Annotated in this window: 11 protein-coding genes; 8 read left to right on the top strand and 3 right to left on the bottom strand. The window is 67.8% G+C overall.

The features are described from left to right. Positions 1-801 precede the first annotated feature (801 nt). The 7 genes from rdgC (at position 802) to ABWO17_RS15355 (ending at position 9,361) form a co-directional block, all read left to right on the top strand. The gene (gene rdgC, locus ABWO17_RS15385; RefSeq protein ID WP_353120053.1) at positions 802-1,419 is read left to right on the top strand and encodes a recombination-associated protein RdgC; all 618 of its coding nucleotides are present in this window, start codon (positions 802-804) and stop codon (positions 1,417-1,419) included. 22 nt (positions 1,420-1,441) lie between these two features. Then, positions 1,442-1,972, top strand: coding sequence for a hypothetical protein (locus tag ABWO17_RS15380; RefSeq protein WP_353120051.1), 531 nt, complete (start codon positions 1,442-1,444; stop codon positions 1,970-1,972). A gap of 369 nt (positions 1,973-2,341) precedes the next feature. Next, positions 2,342-3,361 carry an ABC transporter permease gene (locus tag ABWO17_RS15375; RefSeq protein WP_353120065.1) on the top strand — a complete coding sequence of 340 codons (1,020 nt, stop codon included), beginning with the start codon at positions 2,342-2,344 and terminating at the stop codon, positions 3,359-3,361. After that, positions 3,358-4,212, top strand: a complete 855-nt coding sequence (locus ABWO17_RS15370) for an ABC transporter permease (protein WP_353120049.1) — start codon at positions 3,358-3,360, stop codon at positions 4,210-4,212. The genes ABWO17_RS15375 and ABWO17_RS15370 overlap by 4 nt, the downstream gene beginning before the upstream one ends. Before the next feature lie 3 nt (positions 4,213-4,215). Continuing rightward, complete coding sequence (locus tag ABWO17_RS15365) at positions 4,216-6,015, top strand: glycosyltransferase family protein (RefSeq protein WP_353120047.1); 1,800 nt, start codon at positions 4,216-4,218, stop codon at positions 6,013-6,015. A 13-nt stretch (positions 6,016-6,028) separates the two neighbouring features. Next, on the top strand, positions 6,029-7,681 hold the full coding sequence (locus ABWO17_RS15360; RefSeq protein ID WP_353120045.1) for a DNA repair protein RecN: 1,653 nt from the start codon (positions 6,029-6,031) through the stop codon (positions 7,679-7,681). 114 nt (positions 7,682-7,795) lie between these two features. Further along, on the top strand, positions 7,796-9,361 hold the full coding sequence (locus ABWO17_RS15355; protein WP_353120044.1) for a hypothetical protein: 1,566 nt from the start codon (positions 7,796-7,798) through the stop codon (positions 9,359-9,361). A gap of 162 nt (positions 9,362-9,523) precedes the next feature. Here ABWO17_RS15355 and rnr read toward each other — a convergent pair whose 3' ends face one another. From rnr to ABWO17_RS15340, 3 genes are all read right to left on the bottom strand, one after another. Continuing rightward, entirely contained in the window at positions 9,524-12,688 is a 3,165-nt protein-coding gene (rnr, locus tag ABWO17_RS15350; RefSeq protein ID WP_353120042.1) for a ribonuclease R, read from the bottom strand. Positions 12,689-12,859: 171 nt separating this feature from the next. Next, on the bottom strand, positions 12,860-14,002 hold the full coding sequence (gene lpxK / locus ABWO17_RS15345; RefSeq protein WP_353120040.1) for a tetraacyldisaccharide 4'-kinase: 1,143 nt from the start codon (positions 14,000-14,002) through the stop codon (positions 12,860-12,862). Positions 14,003-14,288: 286 nt separating this feature from the next. Further along, complete coding sequence (locus tag ABWO17_RS15340) at positions 14,289-14,996, bottom strand: Bax inhibitor-1/YccA family protein (RefSeq protein ID WP_353120038.1); 708 nt, start codon at positions 14,994-14,996, stop codon at positions 14,289-14,291. A 177-nt stretch (positions 14,997-15,173) separates the two neighbouring features. Between ABWO17_RS15340 and ABWO17_RS15335 the strand changes: the two genes are divergently transcribed. Then, on the top strand, positions 15,174-18,158 hold the full coding sequence (locus ABWO17_RS15335; RefSeq protein ID WP_353120036.1) for an ATP-binding protein: 2,985 nt from the start codon (positions 15,174-15,176) through the stop codon (positions 18,156-18,158). Positions 18,159-18,266 lie beyond the last annotated feature (108 nt).

The raw sequence follows: 18,266 nt of genomic DNA, 5'->3' as shown, positions 1-18,266 counted from the left end.
TTACTATCGTAAAGGCTGATTCCTTCCCGACTCGCTATTTACTTGTCAAAGAACCAAGGTCTTGAACCTAGCTCGGACCACTGTCCGAACCTTTTCGCCGTGCACGTTGTGCGTGCAGGCGGACTTTCAGCTATGCTCCTTTCGGAGACATCCGTCAACACTCTTTCGCGTTTTTTTTCGCGACGGCCATGCTGACCTTTGCTCCGCCCGGTCCTGCGCAGCCCCCTTGCAGAAGGCGTTGCCGGTTCCGTTCGGCGCGGAGGTGGTTTCTACGCGAAACCCAACTGAAGTCAACACCGTTTTTCAAATTTCTTGAAATTGTAACCCAACACACTGATAATCAAAGCATAAAAAACGCATTTGCCAACGGCAAAAGTACCCCGTGCCGGGGTATCCAGCCCCCGTGGCGTGCGTGGTCGTCTCCGGGACCACCATGGCGGGGTGCGTTCCCCCCTTTTTGTGCCCCGCCCGGACAGTCCATCGCCTTGCCCCTCTGCCGACCATTGCAGCTCCCCCTCCCCCGCCCTTTCTCAATCCACCCTTTCTTCATGGTCGGCTTGCACGTCCGTCGTCGGCACCTTGCATATATATGTATGCAACCCTAACCGCCGACGCATCGACAAGGACACCGCCCCCTGCCGTTCGCCGCCCTGCCGCGTCCGCCCGATTTGCCGGCCTTGGCGGGTCTGGTCGCCCCTCCCAGCCACCACCGTCCCGTCCTGCGCACCGTGGGCCACGGGGTGGCGCGCCACGGCAAGATAGGCTAGGTATGTGCCCAATCCGCAATCAAGGGAGACACCAATGGGTTTTCTTAACGCCAGCAGCAGCTTCACCCGGTTCCGCATCGCGGACCCGGTGCCCGCCACCCTCTGGCCCACCCTGACCGACAAGCTGAAGCAGTTCTGCTTCCGTGATATCGACGCCACGTCCGACGAACGCTCGTGGGGCTGGGTCTGCTTCGATGACATGCTCGACATGGCCTGGCGCACTGCCCCGCCCGAGAAAGGCGGGTACATCGCCTTTTCGCTGCGGCAGGACACCCGGCGCATTCCCGCCGCCGTGCTGAAGAAGCACCTGAGCCTTGCCCTGCGCGAGGAAGAGGCCCGCAACAAGGAACAGGGCAAGAAGTTCGTCTCGCGCGAGCGCAAGAAGGAACTGAAGGAACAGACCCGGCTGCGCCTGATGTCGCGCTTTCTGCCCATCCCCGCTGAATTCAACGTGCTGTGGGCCATCGACACGGGCGTCGTCTACTTCGCCTCCACGCAGTCGAAGATGATCGACCTGTTCTGCGACTATTTCACGCTGACCTTCGACCTGCACCTGGAGCCGCTGACGCCGTACGCGCTGGCCGCCTCGATGCTGGACGAGGCCGCCATGACCCGGCTGGACACGCTGGAACCCACCCGGTTCGCCGGGTAGGCGCGCCGGACAAGGATACACGATGAGCGACACCCCCTATCTCGGCCAGACCACCGACGTGATCCTGGGCCAGGAATTCCTGACCTGGCTTTGGTACCGCAGCGAAACCGCGCCCGGCTCGTTCCGCATGCCTGACGGCAGCCCCTTTGGCGTGCACATGGAACAGCGCATTTCGGTGCAGGGCGGCGAGGGCGAAAGCCTGGAAACCGCCACCGTTTCCGGCTCCATGTCCCCCCTGCGCGAGGCGCGCATGGGCCTGACCACCGGAAAGAAGGTGACCCGCGCCCTGCTGCGCTTTGAACGCGAGGCCGATTCCTGGCAGGTCAGCCTGCGGGCCGAGGACTTTTCCCTCAACAGCCTGAAGACCCCCACCGTGGAAAAGGACGGCGAGGACGATGATCCCGACGCCCGCCTGCTGGAAAAGATCTACCTGATCGAAACCTGCCTCGGCTTTCTGGACGAGGTGTACCGCCAGTTCATGGAGGTGCGCCTTTCGAACCGCTGGGCCGAGGAAGTGCGCGACCTGCGCGGGTGGATGGAACACGAGGCGTAGCCCCGTCCCCGGCGCCCTGGCCCACGTGCCTTGCGGGCATTACCCGCAAGGCAGGAAAACCGGCACGGAGGGCAGCACGAGAACCGACATGAGGACCGGCATGCCGATCGGCACGACGATCGGCACGACGATCGGCACGACGACCGGCACGAGGACGATGACAAGGACAACGACGACGTGACCAGCGATCTACGCGATACCCCGCCCTTGCCGCACGCCGGAAACAGCCGGACGGACGGCGCATCGCCTTCGCCGGAAGCTTCCCCTGTTGCCGACGGCCAGCCCGCAGGGGGCACCGGTTCCGGGGTTTATTCCGACGACGGCGGCGACCGCCCCACCGCGCCGCGACACGGTGGCCGCACGGCCGCCATGCTGCGCCGCATGGGGCGCAAGCTGGCGTGGATGCTCTTCGTGTTCTGGGGCATCACGGTGATCAGTTTCTGGGTCATCCATCTGGCACCCGGTTCGCCCACGGACATGCAGACCACCATGAACCCTCTGGCCGGGGCAGAAACGCGCAAGCGGCTGGAAGCCCTGTACGGCCTGGATAAGCCGCTGCACGTGCAGTACGTGCAGTGGCTGGGCCGCCTGGCCCGGCTGGACTTCGGCAATTCCATGTCCAGCGACCCGCGCCCGGTGTGGGACAAGATCAAGGAACGACTGCCGCTTACCGTGGGCATGAACGTGGCCTCGCTGCTGCTCACCCTGTTGTGCGCCATTCCCATCGGGGTTGCGTCGGCCCAATGGCAGGGCAGGCTGTTCGACCGGGCCATGACGGTGCTGGTGTTCGTGGGGTTCGCCATGCCGGGGTTCTGGCTGGCCCTGCTGATGATGCTGCTGTTCGGCATCCACCTGCAATGGCTGCCCATTTCCGGCCTGACATCGCTAGATCACGCCGCCATGTCGCCGCTGGGCAAGGCGTGGGACATCCTAGCCCATCTGGCCATGCCCATCTTCATCTACACCTTCGGCAGCCTGGCCGGACTTTCGCGGTTCATGCGCGCCTCCATGCTGGAAGTGCTGCGGCAGGACTACATCCTTACCGCACGGGCCAAGGGGCTGCCGGTGCGCACCGTCATCTTCCGCCACGCGCTGCGCAACGCGCTGCTGCCGGTCATCACCATCCTGGGGCTTTCGCTGCCGGGGCTCATCGGCGGCAGCGTGATCATCGAATCCATCTTCGCCCTGCCCGGCCTGGGGCAACTCTTCTACCAGGCTGTCATGGCCCGCGACTACCCGCTGATCATGGGCAACCTGGTGCTGGGCGCGGTACTGACGCTGATCGGCAACCTGCTGGCCGACCTGTGCTACGGACTGGCCGATCCGCGCATCCGGCTCACCGGGGGCACGGGCGGCGACGACAGCGGTGACGGGGGGGGCAACCCATGACTGCGGCCGCCCTGTTCTCTCCCCGCCTGTGGCTGCGTTTCTGGATGCGCCACCCCATGCTGGCCACCGGCCTTTCGCTGGTGCTGGTCATGTCGGCGGCGGCCCTGCTGGCCCCGTGGATAGCCCCGCACGACCCCACCGCGCTGAACCTTACCGCCATCCTGCACCCGCCGTCTTCCGCGCACCTGCTGGGCACGGATGCCCTTGGCCGCGACGTGCTCTCGCGCATGCTGCACGGCGCGCGGGTGTCGCTGTGGGTGGGCTTTGTCTCGGTGGGCATTTCCGTCGCGATTGGCCTCGCGCTGGGGCTGGCGGCGGGCTACTTCGGCGGGCTGGCGGACGAACTGATCATGCGCTGCGTGGACATCATGCTGTGCTTCCCGTCGTTCTTCCTGATCCTTGCGGTCATCGCCTTTCTGGAGCCCAGCCTGCTGAACATCATGGCGGTGATCGGGCTCACCTCGTGGATGGGCGTGGCCCGGCTGGTGCGGGCGGAAACCCTGTCCCTGCGCGAACGCGACTTCATCGCCGCCGCCCGGCTGGCCGGGGCGGGTCCGGTGCGCATCCTGGCCCTGCACGTGCTGCCCAACGCCGTGGCCCCGGTGCTGGTTTCCGCCACGCTGGGCGTTGCCGGGGCCATCCTGACCGAATCGGCCCTGAGCTTTCTGGGGCTTGGCGTACAGCCGCCCATGCCCAGTTGGGGCAACATGCTGCTGGAGGGCAAGGACGTGCTGGAGATAGCCCCGTGGCTGTCCGTCTTTCCGGGCTGCGCCATACTGCTCACCGTGCTCGGCTACAATCTGCTGGGTGAAAGCCTGCGCGACCTGCTGGATCCGCGCCTGAAGCGATAGGCCATGCGCATCGCCTGCATCGGCACGCACCTGACCGCCGAGTTCCGGCGCATGGGGCACGAGGTGCTGGACCTGCACCCGCCCGGCGGCATCGTGGACATCACCGCCCTGCTGGATGCGCGCGGCTTTGCCCCCGACCTGCTGGTGCAGCAGGAAACGCTGGGCGCGCGGGTGATCCTGGCCGGACTGGAAACCCTGCGTTGCCGCAAGGCTTACTGGGCCATCGACAGCCACCTGAACATGCACTGGCACCGCCACTACGCGCGGCTGTTCGACGTGCTGTTCACTCCCCACCTTTCGCTGTTCCGGGCGCTGCCGCCGCAATGGCGCCACCCGCATGCCGTGCACCTGGCCATGTACGGGCACGCCCGCCCGTGGCAGCCGCATGCCGGGCGCGGGCACGACATTTCCCTGGTGGGCGTGCTGGACAAGTACCGCCCCCTGCGCGGCTGGCTGGCCGAACTTCTGCGGGACCGGTTCGGCGTGCAGGCCCGGCAGGGCGTGCCCTTTGCCGAAATGCTGCACCTGTACGGCGACACGCGCATCATTCCCAACGAATCCATCGGGTTCGAGGTCAATTTCCGGCTCACGGAGGGTGCTTCGTGCGGGGCCTGCGTGCTCACGCCCGACGTGGGGCCGGATCAGGACGCGCTGTTCGAGGACGGCCACGAAATGGTGGTCTACACCGACGGGCTGGACCTGCTGGAAAAACTGCGTTTCCTGCTGCGCAAGCCGGATGTGGCCGAACGCATCGGTCGGGCCGCATGGGAGCGGGTGCAAGCGCACCACCTGCCGGGCCACCGGGCGGCCACGGTGCTGGATGCCGTGGACAGGGCGCCGGGCAACGCCGCCACCGGTGCGGCAGGCGCGGAGGCCCTGTGGCTGACGCTGTTCCACCGCATGCGCGGCGGTGCCCTGGACCTGCCGCCGGACGCGGTGTCCACCGCCCTGGACACCCTGCCCGAAACCCCGGCGAACATGGCCGCGCGGCTGCGCGCGGCTGCGGAACCGCCCAAGGGGCAGCCTCCCCTGCCGGTACGCGAAACGCCTGCCCTGGCGGAACTGTTCGACCGGCTGCTGGCCACCGGAGCCCACGCGGACGACGTGGACGTCAACGTGGCCGCCGCCGGGGCGGCGCTGCTGCGCGGCGACCTGAAGGCCGCCAAACCCTTCTGGTACCGCCTGCACCAGGCCCGGCAACCGCGCGCCCCGGAAAAGCCGCAATCAGTATACCACGCCTGCCTGCTGTGGGCGGAACTGCTGCGCCGCGAAGACCGCGATGCCCAGCCGGGGTTCACCTATGATCCGGAGCGCCACTGCCCGGAAGCTGCCTTCGAGATGCTGGTGCTGGCGCAACGCCACAACGGCGGCGACCTTGAATGGATGCGGGGGGTTGAGCGCTTGACTTCACGCCGCAAGGCGCTCACTTTCTACAGGCTCGGCATTCTGGCACGTCTGGCGCTGGAGCCCGGCGCGCCGTGGCGCACCCAGGCGGAGTACGGCCTGGCCAGCCTGCGCGCCTACCGCGTGGAACAAGGGCTGCACGAACTTGCCGAGGCCGGACGACGCGCCACCACGGAGGGCCAGGAACGGGCCTTCCTGCGGCTGCTGGACGGGCACGGCCCGGGCGGGCACCTGCGCCGGGGACTGGATATGGCGCCCGCCACGCCATCCGCAGCAGCGCCCGCGCCATCATCCGCCGCACCACCAGGCACCCCGCAGACCGCGAATCCGAACGCCGAAATCGACCTTTCACCGAACGCCATCACCGCCCCCCCGGCGGACGACGGCCACCGGACCTGAGCAAGGACACCTCATGCTGGAATATCTGCGCATTCGGGACCTCGCGCTCATCGAGGACATGGAACTAGACTTCGCCCCCGGCCTCAACGCCCTTACCGGCGAAACGGGCGCGGGAAAGAGCTTCATCCTCAAGGCGCTCAACTTCCTCATCGGCGACCGGCTGACGGCCGACATGGTCCGCCCCGGCAAGGAAAAGGCCCATGTGGAGGCCTTGTTCGCCCTTGCCGACGGCGACATGGTGCTGCGCCGCGAACTGACGGCGGACACGGGCCGCAGCCGCCTGTTCATCAACGACCGGCTGAGCTCGCAGGACGCGGTGCGCGACATGCGCGCCTCGCTGGTGGTACACACCAGTCAGCACGGCCAGCAGAAACTGCTGCAACCCGCCTTCCAGGCCCGGCTGCTGGATGAATTCCTGAACCGGCCCGACCTGCTGGCCGCCCGCGACGAAGGACTGAAGGAACTGCGCGATGTGGCCGCGAGACGCGAGGAACTGGCAACCCGTGCGCGCACGCTGGAGGATCGGCGCGATGTGCTGGAATTCCAGCAGCGCGAGATCGACAAGGTAGCCCCCGAGGCGGGCGAGGAAGACCGGCTGGAGGAACGCCGCCGCGCCCTGCGCGACGTGGCGTCGGCCCAGCAGGCGCAGGAACGCGCCCTGGCCGTGCTGCGCGGCGAGGACGGCCCCGGCGTGGCCGAGGCCCTTGGCCTGCTGGAACGGGCGCTGGACGGGCTTGCCCGGCTGCATGCCTCTGCCGCCGGTGACGCCCCCGACTCGTCTGGTGATGCCTCCGGCTGGTCTGGTGACGTGGCCACCATTTCGGCCTTCCGGCAGGGGCTGGCCGACCTGGAGCGCCGCCTGCGCCGCCGCCCCGCCCCCGCCGCATCCGATGGTGACGACGACATGGACGTGGAATCCATCGAAAAGCGGCTGTACGAACTGGCCCAGCTCAAGCGCAAGTTGCGCCGCACCCTGGACGAGATCGTGGATCTGCGCCGCGAGATCGAGGAAAATCTTTCGTTTCTGGATGCCTGCCGCCTGGACCTGCGCACCCTGGAGCGTGAGGAAGAGGCCCTGAAGGAACGGCTGTGCGCCGTGCTGGCCGAACTGAACCCCGCCCGGCACGAGGCCGCCGCACGGCTGGCCCAGGCGCTGGAGGGCGAACTGGCGGGCCTGGGCTTTTCAGAGCATGTGCGCGTGGCCTTCGACTTCACCCCGCACGAGCCGTGGCCCGGCTGCGTGGAAGACCGGGCGCGCCTGATGTGGGTGCCCAACCCCGGCCAGCCGCCGCAGCCGCTGGACCGCATAGCCTCCGGGGGCGAACTTTCGCGCTTCCTGCTGGCCGTGGTGGGGCTGATGGCCCGCGACGAGACCGCCACACTGATCTTCGACGAAGTGGATTCCGGCGTGGGCGGGCTGACCTTGAACCGGGTCTCGGACCGGCTGGCCGCGCTGGCCGGGCGCAGGCAGGTGATCCTGATTACCCATTGGCCGCAGTTGGCCGCCCGCGCGGGCAGGCACTTCCAGGTCAGCAAGGAGGTGGCGGACAATGCCACCTTCACCCTGTGCCGCAGACTGGATGGCGAGGACATCCGCAAGGAACTGGCCCGCATGGCCGGGGGCGGCGGACAGGGCGAAGCCATGGCACGAGAGCTGACTTCATGATATCGGGATTGACAATCCGCCCGTCAGCGGACAGAGACATGGAGCGCCCCCACATGCGAATGGGGGATTACCCCCAGTCTCGCACCCGCAGAACGCCGCACGCAGGAACCTGCCATGACCGACGCGCGAAACCACGAACCGACGCAAGGCCCGCCACCCGATGAACGCCTGGCCACCTACGTGGCCTGCCTTGCCGCCACCAAGGATCGCCGCGCCGTGCGCGAAGTGGTGGAGCGCGAGGTGCTGCTCAGCCTCATCCGCACCAACAGTGACCGCATCAACGAATATCCCCTGCTGGAAACGCAGCAACGGTCCATCATCGAGATCGTGGCCGCGCGCGGCGCCGTGGACCCGCTGCACGGGCACATCCGCAAGCTGGTGGGCGAATTCGTGGCCCAGTTGGGGCAGTACGCCAAGCCCGGCGGGGGCGATTCCAGCCAGCTGCGCACCCGCCTGGTGAACACCGAGACCCAGTTGCTGAAATGCGTGCAGGGCGTGGTGTACACCACCGCCCTGTGTACCGACAATTTCATCGAAACCCTGGTCCGCGCCTACGGCGAAGAAGCCCTTGGCCCCTCGGACGCGATCACCGAATCCACCGAACTGGACGAACAGTTCTGGCGCAAGCACTTCGAACACTTCGTGGTGCGCATGGTGGACGAGGCCTACGACGCCATCATGACGCAGGAAGCGTTCACCCTGTCCAAGGAACGCTCGCTGCTGGTCATCCGCTACCCCTTCGACGCCCTGCTGGAACGACTGTGCCGCACGCCGAAACCCCTGGACAAGACGCGGGTGCAGACCCTGTTCGAGTTCGAGACGCGCGACTTCGTCAGCCGCAAGGCGCGCAAGCTGGTGCACGACATCCTGCAGGGCATGGCCGCACGGCCCGACTACCCCTTTGCCACGGGCGACATCGACTTCATCAGCCAGATCGTGTGCATCGACCCCGCCGCCAAGGAAATGGAGAAGCTGCAAACCCTGCTGCTGTCCGGCGGCCTGACTGGCGATGCAGCGGGCGGTGCTGCGCCCGATGCGGAAGGCGAAACACCCGATGCACCCGCACAGCCCGCGCCAGAGGTCAACGCCGAGCAGGTGCAGTTCCTGCGCGAGCAGGTGGTGGGCATGGCATGCAGCGTGGCCATCACCCTGAACCTGCTGCGCGAGGACTTCCTGCGGGCGCTGGACGGTTTTTCGCCCAAGGAGACGGGCATCGTGCGCCGCACCCTGGGCGACTTTTCACTGCCGTGTCTGGGCAAGGCCCTGCAATCGCTGTTGGAATTCCAGTTCGTCACCCTGCTGCGCCGCCGCGCTGGCGAGGACATGGGCAAGATCCATATCCGCACCCGCAAGGAGCGGCGCACCTCGGTGGCCGCCGTGGAGACGCTGTTCGATTCCGGGCTGACGCGCATCCGCCGCAACAAATTGTGGCAGCCGGACCCCGGCAGGCCCACCATGCAGCTCTTCCGCCCCCAGACGGCGACGGAACTGGAATCACTGCTGCATCTGTTGCAGATAGAGCCGCAACTGGCCCGCGAAATCGGCTCGCTGTGGACCGACGCCTCGTTCCGGGTGGAATTTGCCCTGTACGTCAGCCTGGACCTGCTGTCGCGCTCCACCACCAACCTGAACCAGCGTCTGGCGGAACTGCTGGCCCGCTTCGGCATCACCCGGCTGTAGCCGGACCGGGAGCCCGGCGGACGGAGTCCGGCGGACCTGCCCCTTTCGCCCCCCGCAAGACGCAATCGGCCCGGACTGCCGCACCCATGAACAAATCGCCGCCCCGGAGAGAAATCTCCGGGGCGGCGTTGTGTTGCAGTCTCGGCGGACGGGTAACGGCGGCTAGCCTTTGCCGTCCTTTGGGGGCTTTGGGGCCTTGGCAGGCTTAATGGGGGCGGGCTTGGCGGGCGCAGGAGACTTGGACCCAGGCGCGCCGGTCCTGGCCGATTCGGACTTGGGGGACTCGGTTCTGGCGGATTCGGCCTTGGCGGACGCGGGCCTGCCTTTCGCGGGCGGCGTGCCCTTGGCGGAATCGTTCCCGGAGGCCTTGCCCCTGCCCGACGTGTCCCTGTCCGCTTTGTTTTGGTCGGACGTGTCCCTGCTCGACGTGCCCCTGCCCGACGTGTCCCTGCCCGACGTGTTCGGGCCCGACGTGCCTGCATCACCTGACCGGACCGGAGCTTTCGGGGCATTGCCCCCCTTGGTGGTCGTGCCCCCGGCCTTCGTGCCCGACGCGGGCCTGTCGGATACAGGGGCTGCCTTGGCTGTGCCCGCACCACCCTTTGCGGCGGTGGCGGCCATGCCGCTATCCCCGGCCTTGGCGACGGTCTTGCCGTTGCCCTTGGCAGACGCCTTGCCTGCGTCGCCAGCGTTTCCCTTGCCGCCCGGTTTCACCGGAGAGGACGCCTTGTCTTCCTGCGTCCGGGCCTTGGCGTCACCGCCCTTGCCACGGCGGGCCGAATCCGGCTTTGCCGGGGCTTGCCCAAAGACACTGCCAGCCTTCTTCGCGGCGCCATCCTTGCGACCGGGAGCGGGCTCGGCGGCGGCCCGCCCCTTGCCGGGCTGCGCGGGCTTTCGTCCACGGCGCGGGGCATTCTCCAACGGTTCCGGAATGGGTGTGGGCATCGGATCGTCCAACCCGGCATCGGTAGCCGCGCGCGCGCGGGCCTTGCGGGCGGCGCGTTCGTCAAGGGCACCAGCCCGCGCGGGCGCTGCGGCCACGCTATCGGGTTCACGGCGACCGGTGCGACCGTCACGCCCGTCGGGAGTGCCGGGACGCGCACCGCGCCCGCCACGGGCGTCCCGCCCGCTCCGGCCAGCATGATCGCGGCGTTCCTTGCGCACCCCGGTGGACGCCACGGCGTCCGGACCGGCCAACGCCAGGTTCACCTCCAGCCGCGCCACGTTGACATCCGCAAGGCGCACCGTCACGGCCTGGCCCAGCCGGAAGCTGCGTCCCGTGCGCTCGCCCACCAGTTCCTGCCGCTCCGGCAGGTAGCCGTAGTAGTCGTCGTCCAGCGACGACAGGCGCACCATGCCCTCGGCCATCACCTCGTTGAATTCCACGAAAAAGCCGAAGTCGATGATGCCGGAAATGACCCCGGTGAACTCTTCACCCACCCGTTCGGACAGGAACAGCACGGTGATGCGCTTGAGTATCTCGCGCTCGGCCTCCATGGCCACGCGCTCGTTCACGTTCAGGGTGTCGGCAATGGTCAGCAGGGCCCGTTCGCCCGGCAGCGGCCCGTTCACCGGCAGCCCCAGCGTGCGGCGCAGCGCGCGGTGCACGATCAGGTCGGCGTACCGGCGGATGGGCGAGGTGAAATGGCAGTAGCATTCCGAAGCCAGGCCGAAATGGCCTTCGTGGTCGGGCGCGTAACGGGCCTGCATCATGGTGCGCAGGGCCATGCGGTTGACCACGAATTCCTGGTCGGTGCCCTTGGCCGCCTGCAACACGCCCTGCAACGCCTTGGCCGAAGGCTTGCCGGGCAGGTGCTGCGCCAGCGAGGTGCGGGCCAGCACCTTGAACAGCCCCTCCAGCTTCTCGGTGTCCGGCTCCGGGTGCACCCGGTACAGGAAGCGGGCGTTCTTTTCGGTCAGGAAGCGGGCCACCGCCTCGTTGGCGGCGATCATGAACTCTTCGATGATCTGGTGGCCGAAGTGGCGCACCTTGCGGCCAATGTCCACCGTCTCGCCGTAGATGTTGAAGATCACCTCCGGCTCGGGCAGGTCGAAGTCCAGGCTGCCGCGTTCCGAACGCTTGGCGTTCAGCAGGCGGGCCAGCCCTTCGGCGCGTTCCAGCAGGGGCAGCACCGGGGTGAGCAGGCGGCGCTCCTTCTCGTCCTTCTCGATCAGCGCCCGGTTGACCTGCCCGTAGGTAAGCCGGGCCTTGGATTCGATGATGGCCGCATAGAACTTGCTGCGGCCGGGGCTGCCGTCGGCGTAGAAGAAGGTTTCCGCCACCATGGCCAGCCGGGGCACGCGCGGGTTCAGGCTGCACAGCCCGTTGGAAAGGGCCTCGGGCAGCATGGGTTCCACCGACTGCGGGAAATAGTACGAGTTGGACCGGGCCTGCGCCTCGCGGTCCATGGCCGAACCGGGCCGCACGTAGTGGGCCACGTCGGCGATGGCCACCCACAGGCGGTAGCCGGTGCTCTGTTCCTCCACGTACACGGCGTCGTCGAAGTCGCGGGCCTTGGCCCCGTCTATGGTGACGAACTCCAGGTGGCGCAAGTCGATGCGGCCTTCCATGTCGTCGCGGCTTGGCTCGGCGGGCAGGTCGCGGGCTTCTTCCAGCACCTCGGGCGGAAAGTCGGTGGGCACGTCGTGGTTGATCTTCACCAACCGTTCCTGCACCAGCACGTTGTCGTCGGCGCCCAGCACGGCAAGCCCGGTGGCCGCCCACAGGCCGTCCTCCACCTTGTCACCGGGGGCGGCAACCACAAGGTCGCCCTTTTCGGCCTTCTCTTCCACGGCGCTCATGTCCACCATGAAGCTGACGGCCATGCGCGGGTCGGCCGGGCGGCACAGCAGGCTGTGCTTGCCCATGCTGCGCACCACGCGGGCGGGTATTTCCTTGCGGCCCCGCTCCAGCACGCGCACGATGCGCCCTTCCGGATTCTTGCCGTGGCGTCCGGGCAGCAGGGCCACCACCACCTTGTCGCCGTGCCAGGCATCGCCCATCTGGTAGGAATGCACGTAGATGTCGTCGCGCCCCTTTTCCTCGGGCAGCACGAAGCCCATTCCGGAACGCTGGATGGACAGGGTACCCGTGACCAGCCGCAGCTGTTCCACAAGGCCCCAGGCCCCGCCGCGCAGGCGGATGGTGCGCCCCTGCCGGACGAGGTCCTCCAGGCGGCCCTCCAGTTCCTTCTTCATGCGGCGGTGCAGGCCCAGCATGCGCATCAGCGCGTCGATGGTCAGCGGGCGGTGCGCCTCGCGAAACAGGGCCGTCAGGTCGTTCGCGTCGGGCAGCACGTAGCTCTCGTCGCGTTTCTTCTTTGTCATATGGATGTCCTTTCCGGCCGTGCCGGAGTGAAAGATGTCGAATGCGGGCGGGCTGCCGACTTCGGCCACGGAAGGTCCGTTGCCGCCGGTCGTGTCAGCCGGGACCAGCCGGAACCGATCAGGGTCGGCGCCCCCGGCAAGGGGCGGTCAACCGGGCCGGACTGCGGCAGGTCAGGCCCGGCGGGCTGCGGAAAGCCCCGCCCAGCGGGCGGCCCACCATTCGGGAAAATTCGTCGTGGACCACAATGCCGGTCCGAATTCGGTCACCAGGTCGAAGGCCCACAGGTCCGGCGGGTTGGCGCCGTCGCCCCCGGAACCGTCATGGCCACGGCACCCGTCACCTTCGCCGCACAACGGCGCCAGTTTGACGGCGTCCTTGGGGGTGCACACCACCGCGCACCCCTCGCCCGCCAGCAGGCGCACATCGCCGGGGCCGTAGGGATGATGGTCGGGAAAAACGCGGTGGAGCAGGGGCGGATAGCCGAAAAAGCGCGTGGCCGTTGCGTGCACCTGCGCCGGTTCGCCCACGCCGCTGACCAGCACGTAGGGCGCGCCGTCCAGATGCGCACGGGTTACCGCCCCCTGCTCCGCCGGGCGCGGGTCCAGTCCCCGGCCCACCCGCACAAGGCCGCGCGGGGCAAGACGAAAGCTGAACACCGGCATGCCGTAGCGAATCAGGCGGCGTTCCAGTTGAGGGCCCAGGGCATTGAACATGTCCGGCTCCGCCTTCACGCAGAAGGCATGAGCGCGGCCCAGCGCGGACGCACCCTCGCGCCACGATCCCGCCGGGATGGTCCGGCCCCATTCACCGGTCAGGTCCGCCGGGCGCAACACCACGATGTCCAGGTCGCGGCGCACCGCCAGGTGCTGAAAACCGTCGTCCAGCAGGTACAGGTGCGGGGCAAGGTGCGCCTCTGCCCAGTGTCCGGCCCTGCGCCGCACCGGGTCCACCAGCACGGCCGCGTCGGGGTTCTGGCGGGCCAGCATCAGCGGTTCGTCGCCCGCCTCCGCCGCCGAGTTTTCGGCCCGCACCAGCAGGGGAAGTTGCGGCGGTTTCGCCCCGTAGCCGCGCGTGAGTACGGCGGCGGACAGCCCGTGCGCGCCGCACCAGCGTAGCAGCCAGTGCACCAGTGGCGTCTTGCCCGTGCCGCCCCAGCAGATGTTGCCCACCGACACCACCGGGCGCGGAGGAGCAAAGCGCGGCAGCACGCCCGCCTCGTACGCGGCGCGGCGGGCGGCCATGCACGCTGCGTAGGCCGCGCCCAACGGGCGCAGAAGGGGGGCACAGGTCTTCTGCACGGCGGCGATGTTCATGACGCCGCCCCGATCAATCCAGAAAAGGGCAACGATGTGCGCATGGATACAAGTCTAGCATGTGCGGGCGCGCTTGTCGCCGGGGTAATGCAGGCAGGGGGGCGGGGCGGGACAGGACAGGACTGGTCGGGACTGGGCCGGGCCGGGAAGGGCGGGGCCGGGCCGAGTAAGGAAGGACGGGACGACGTTCCGGTCGGACACGGCGGGACGCGCAGCACCGCACCATGAAAAAGGGGGGCGAAGCGCCCCCCCTGGCAGTCACAGTCGATCACGCAGGCGATGCAGGCTAGTCGCGCGAAGAACCGAACAGGCGCAGCATCATCAGGAACAGGTTGATGAAGTCCAGGTACAGGGTCAACGCGCCCAGGATGGTACCACGCCGGATGGCCGTGGCGTCGTCCATGGGGGCGGTTTCGCCCATCATGCGCAGCTTCTGGCTGTCGTAGGCGGTCAGCCCCGTGAACACGATGACGCCGATGGCGCTGATGACCAGCGACATGGCCGAGCTGCCCACGAAAATGTTCACCACGCTGGCGATGAGAATGCCGATGAGGCCCATGAACAAAAAGCTGCCCCACGAGGTGAGGTCCTTCTTGGTGGTCAGGCCGTAGAGGGACATGGCGCCGAACATGCCCGCCGCCGTGGCGAAGGCCTGGAACACCGTACCCGCTGTGTAGGCCAGCAGCACCGCAGAAAGGGTGATGCCGTTCAGCGCGCTGTACAGCACGAAAAGCCCGGTGGCCGCGCCGCCGGAAAGGCGTGCGATGCCCGCGCTGATGCCCATGACCAGGCCGAGTTCGGCAAGGATCAGGCCGATCAGCACGAAGCTGTTGCCGAACACCAGTTGCAGCATGGCCGGGCTTGACGCAGTGAACCACGCGGCACCTGCCGTCACGGCAAGCCCCACGAACATCCAGTTGTATACACCACGCATGAAGGCGTTGACGGTTTCTGCCCGCGCCCTCGTAGGTGCGGAGACCGTGCGTCCGAGCATGTCGAAACCTCCTGTAACGTTTGTGCGAAGCGACCGTTCCGGCGGGGCCGGTAAAAGCATCCAGATTATAATACGCCGCTCCAGCCCTGATAGGTAACAATCCTCTGGCACTCTGACAAGGGCGGCCCCGTCATCTTCCCGCGACACACGGCCCGCGCCGCATCCAGGAGGCCCGCCATGCCCCCCGCCCTTCCCCCCACGGACCAGACACACCGCATGCCCCAGAACACCCGCGACAACGCCACTCCGGCCCCACCGCCCCGCCCGGCAGAGCCGCGCCAGGCACAACCCCGCCCTGCCAGCCATCATCGACCGGTGCGTGTCTTGTTCGCCTGGTTCCTGCTGGCGTTCATCGCCTTTCAGTCGGCCTGGGCCTACTGGCTCACTCGCGTGCAGGCACGCGACACCATGGCCAGCCTGCGCGCCGAAACCCTGGCCGACGAAGCCACAGTGTACGCCGCCCTTGTGGACAGGTACCTGAACAACCGCAGGCAGATGCTGGACAGCTACGCGGCATTCCCGCCCCTGCGCCGCGCCCTGGAGCCAGCGGCGCAACGGGAAGGACAGGAGCAACGGGAAAGACAGGCGGGTCACCCACCGCCACAGCTTTCGGAAACCATGGATCTGTTCGCCACCGTGGGGCGCGGGGCCTGCACGGCCCTGTACGGAGCCGACGGCAAGCCCGTTCTGGTCAACGGCGCGCCGTGCGACAAGGACGGCATTTCGCCGCCATGGCTGGAACAGGCCCTTGCCGCGCCGCAGGCGGTACTCCTCCAAAGCGAGGTGCGCGACGGCACGGGCGCCACGGTCGAGACCGGCGGGGCGAATCAGAAGGCCGCATACTGGCGGCTGGCCCGGGCGGTGCTGCGGGACGGCGTTCCCGTGGGCGTGCTGAGCGCGTTGCTGCCCGTGGACATCACCTTCCTGCCGCACGACCCCACCGACCACAGGCTGCGCAAGGTGCTGCTGCGTGACGGACAACCGGCGGCCGTCATGGGGCCGGACATGCAGGTGGCCCTGCGCACGGAGCACGCCCTTTCCGTGCCGGGCATGCGCATTGCCCTTGAAACGGACGATTCGGGCATACAGGCGCGCTCGACGGGCCTGCTGCTGCGCATCCTGCCGCTGCTGCTGGCGGGCACGTCCGGGCTGGTGGTGGTGTTCCATCTGCTGGGGCACCGGCTGTTCGTGGCCCCGCAGGAAGCGCTGCAATCACTGCGGCACGAACTGGAAGACCGCAACCGCAGGCTGGAGCGGGTGATCCAGGAACAGCAGCAGGTGGATACGCTGCTGGAAACCAAATCGCGCCTTCTGGAGGAAAGCGAGGCCCTGCTTTCGGCCATCATCAGCGACCAGACGGAACTGATCTGCCGCTACCTGCCTGACGGCACCATCACCTTCGCCAACGACGCCTTCTGCGCGTTCTTCGGCGTAGAACGCGAAGGATTGGTCGGCAGCGTGTTCCGGGCCCGGACGGCACCGGGAGCGGAACGGGACATCTTCAACGACTCCCTTGATCCTTCCCTGCCCGCCATCGCCACCTTCGATCACTGGGTTGTCGCCGGATCGGGCGAGGAACGCCGCCTGCAATGGACCCGGCGCACCCTGTACGACGACCGGGGGCAACTTGCCGGGTTCCAGGGCGTGGGCCGCGACGTGACCACCGAATACGCACTGGAAAAGGCCCTGCGCGCCGCCAACGAGGAACTGGAGGCGCGCATCCGCGACCGTACCCGCGACCTGGCGGAACGAGAGGAACTGCTGTCGCGCATCTTCTCGGGGCTGCGGGCGGCCATTGTCATCGTCCGCCCCGGCGACTGCGCCGTGGCCGAGGTCAACACCGTGGCCCGCGACCTGCTGGGCTGCGGCGACGCGGAAGAACAATGCGCCGACCTGTATCGCCAGATCACCAAGGGAACCTGCCTGCTGCCCGGCGAGACCGGGTTTGCCACGATGCTGGACCAGGAGCATGTGCTGCGTCGTCCCGACGGGCGCAACATTCCCGTGCGCTGGAGCCTGCTGCCCGTGCCGTGGCAGGGGGCGCCGCACCTGGCGTTGGTATTCTTCGACGCCACCGCGCAAAAGGCCATGGAACGCCGCCTGACCCAAGCCCAGAAGCTGGAATCCATAGGCCAGTTGGCGGCCGGGGTGGCGCACGAAATCAACACGCCCATCCAGTACGTGGGAGACAACCTGCGTTTTCTGGGTGGCGCCTTCGAAGATCTGCTGCGGCCCCTGGCCGAGTGCGGCGCCCTGGCCGGGGTACCCGTGAAGAGCGGGGATGCGCCAAAAGGGCAAGAAAAGGAAGAAGGGGAAGACACGACGGGCAAGGGGGCCCGGCAGGACACGGAAACCGGGGGTGGGGCCGCTGCCGGGCCTTCCCCGCCGTCAGCAGACGCTGGTGAACGCCTGACCCGCCTGCGCGACACCCTGGCCGCCTCCGATGCCGACTTCCTGGCCGACGAGGTGCCCCGCGCCATCACCCAGGCGCTGGAGGGGGTGGAGCGCGTGGCCTCCATCGTGCTGGCCATGAAGAAATTCTCGCACCCGGAAACGACGGAAAAACGCCCGGCGGACATCAACCAGCTGGTGCAGGACACGGTGACCGTCTCCCGCAACGAATGGAAGTACGTGGCCGAGGTGGAGACGCGCCTTGCGCCCGACCTGCCGCTGATACCCTGCCTGCCCGGCGACCTCGCGCAGGTGTTGCTGAACGTGGTGGTCAACGCGGCCCACGCCATCGCCGAGGCGCGCCAGGCGACCGAGGTGATGCACGGCGACGAGGCCGGGGCCACCGGGATGACGGACGGCACGCCCCCGCCGCCGGGGCGCATCACCATCACCACGCGGATGCTGCCGGGCAGCGGGGCCACCAGCGAATCCCTCGGCGCCCCGGCTGGCACATCGGTTGGCACATCGACTGGCGCATCGGCGGGGCGCGGCCATGTGGAAATCCGCATCGCGGACACGGGTACCGGCATACCAGAGGCCCTGCGCGACCGGGTGTTCGACCCGTTCTTCACCACCAAGGAGGTGGGCAAGGGCACCGGGCAGGGGTTGGCCATCGCCCACGACATCGTGGTCAAGCGGCACGGCGGCACCATTGATTTCACCAGCACCACGGGCCGGGGCACCACCTTCACCATCACCCTGCCCGTATAGCCGGGCGAGATGGACGGGAGGGAGGGCCAGACAGGCCAGACAACCCAGACTGGCCAGACGGACCAGATCGACCGGGGAATCGGACGAGCCAGATGGGCTTGGCAGGAT

The sequence above is a fragment of the Nitratidesulfovibrio sp. genome (assembly GCF_040373385.1).
In the GTDB taxonomy this organism is placed as follows: Bacteria; Desulfobacterota; Desulfovibrionia; order Desulfovibrionales; family Desulfovibrionaceae; genus Cupidesulfovibrio.
The sequence above is the reverse complement of the archived record's forward strand: the minus strand, read 5'-3'. Positions and strand labels throughout refer to the sequence as shown.

What these genes read in the sequence shown, in the direction of transcription:
- rdgC (WP_353120053.1), top strand. Translation starts at nt 802, where the DNA reads ATGGGTTTTCTTAACGCCAGCAGCAGCTTCACCCGGTTCCGCATCGCG.
- ABWO17_RS15380 (WP_353120051.1), top strand. Translation starts at nt 1,442, where the DNA reads ATGAGCGACACCCCCTATCTCGGCCAGACCACCGACGTGATCCTGGGC.
- ABWO17_RS15375 (WP_353120065.1), top strand. Translation starts at nt 2,342, where the DNA reads ATGCTGCGCCGCATGGGGCGCAAGCTGGCGTGGATGCTCTTCGTGTTC.
- ABWO17_RS15370 (WP_353120049.1), top strand. Translation starts at nt 3,358, where the DNA reads ATGACTGCGGCCGCCCTGTTCTCTCCCCGCCTGTGGCTGCGTTTCTGG.
- ABWO17_RS15365 (WP_353120047.1), top strand. Translation starts at nt 4,216, where the DNA reads ATGCGCATCGCCTGCATCGGCACGCACCTGACCGCCGAGTTCCGGCGC.
- ABWO17_RS15360 (WP_353120045.1), top strand. Translation starts at nt 6,029, where the DNA reads ATGCTGGAATATCTGCGCATTCGGGACCTCGCGCTCATCGAGGACATG.
- ABWO17_RS15355 (WP_353120044.1), top strand. Translation starts at nt 7,796, where the DNA reads ATGACCGACGCGCGAAACCACGAACCGACGCAAGGCCCGCCACCCGAT.
- rnr (WP_353120042.1), bottom strand. Translation starts at nt 12,688, where the DNA reads ATGACAAAGAAGAAACGCGACGAGAGCTACGTGCTGCCCGACGCGAAC.
- lpxK (WP_353120040.1), bottom strand. Translation starts at nt 14,002, where the DNA reads ATGAACATCGCCGCCGTGCAGAAGACCTGTGCCCCCCTTCTGCGCCCG.
- ABWO17_RS15340 (WP_353120038.1), bottom strand. Translation starts at nt 14,996, where the DNA reads ATGCTCGGACGCACGGTCTCCGCACCTACGAGGGCGCGGGCAGAAACC.
- ABWO17_RS15335 (WP_353120036.1), top strand. Translation starts at nt 15,174, where the DNA reads ATGCCCCCCGCCCTTCCCCCCACGGACCAGACACACCGCATGCCCCAG.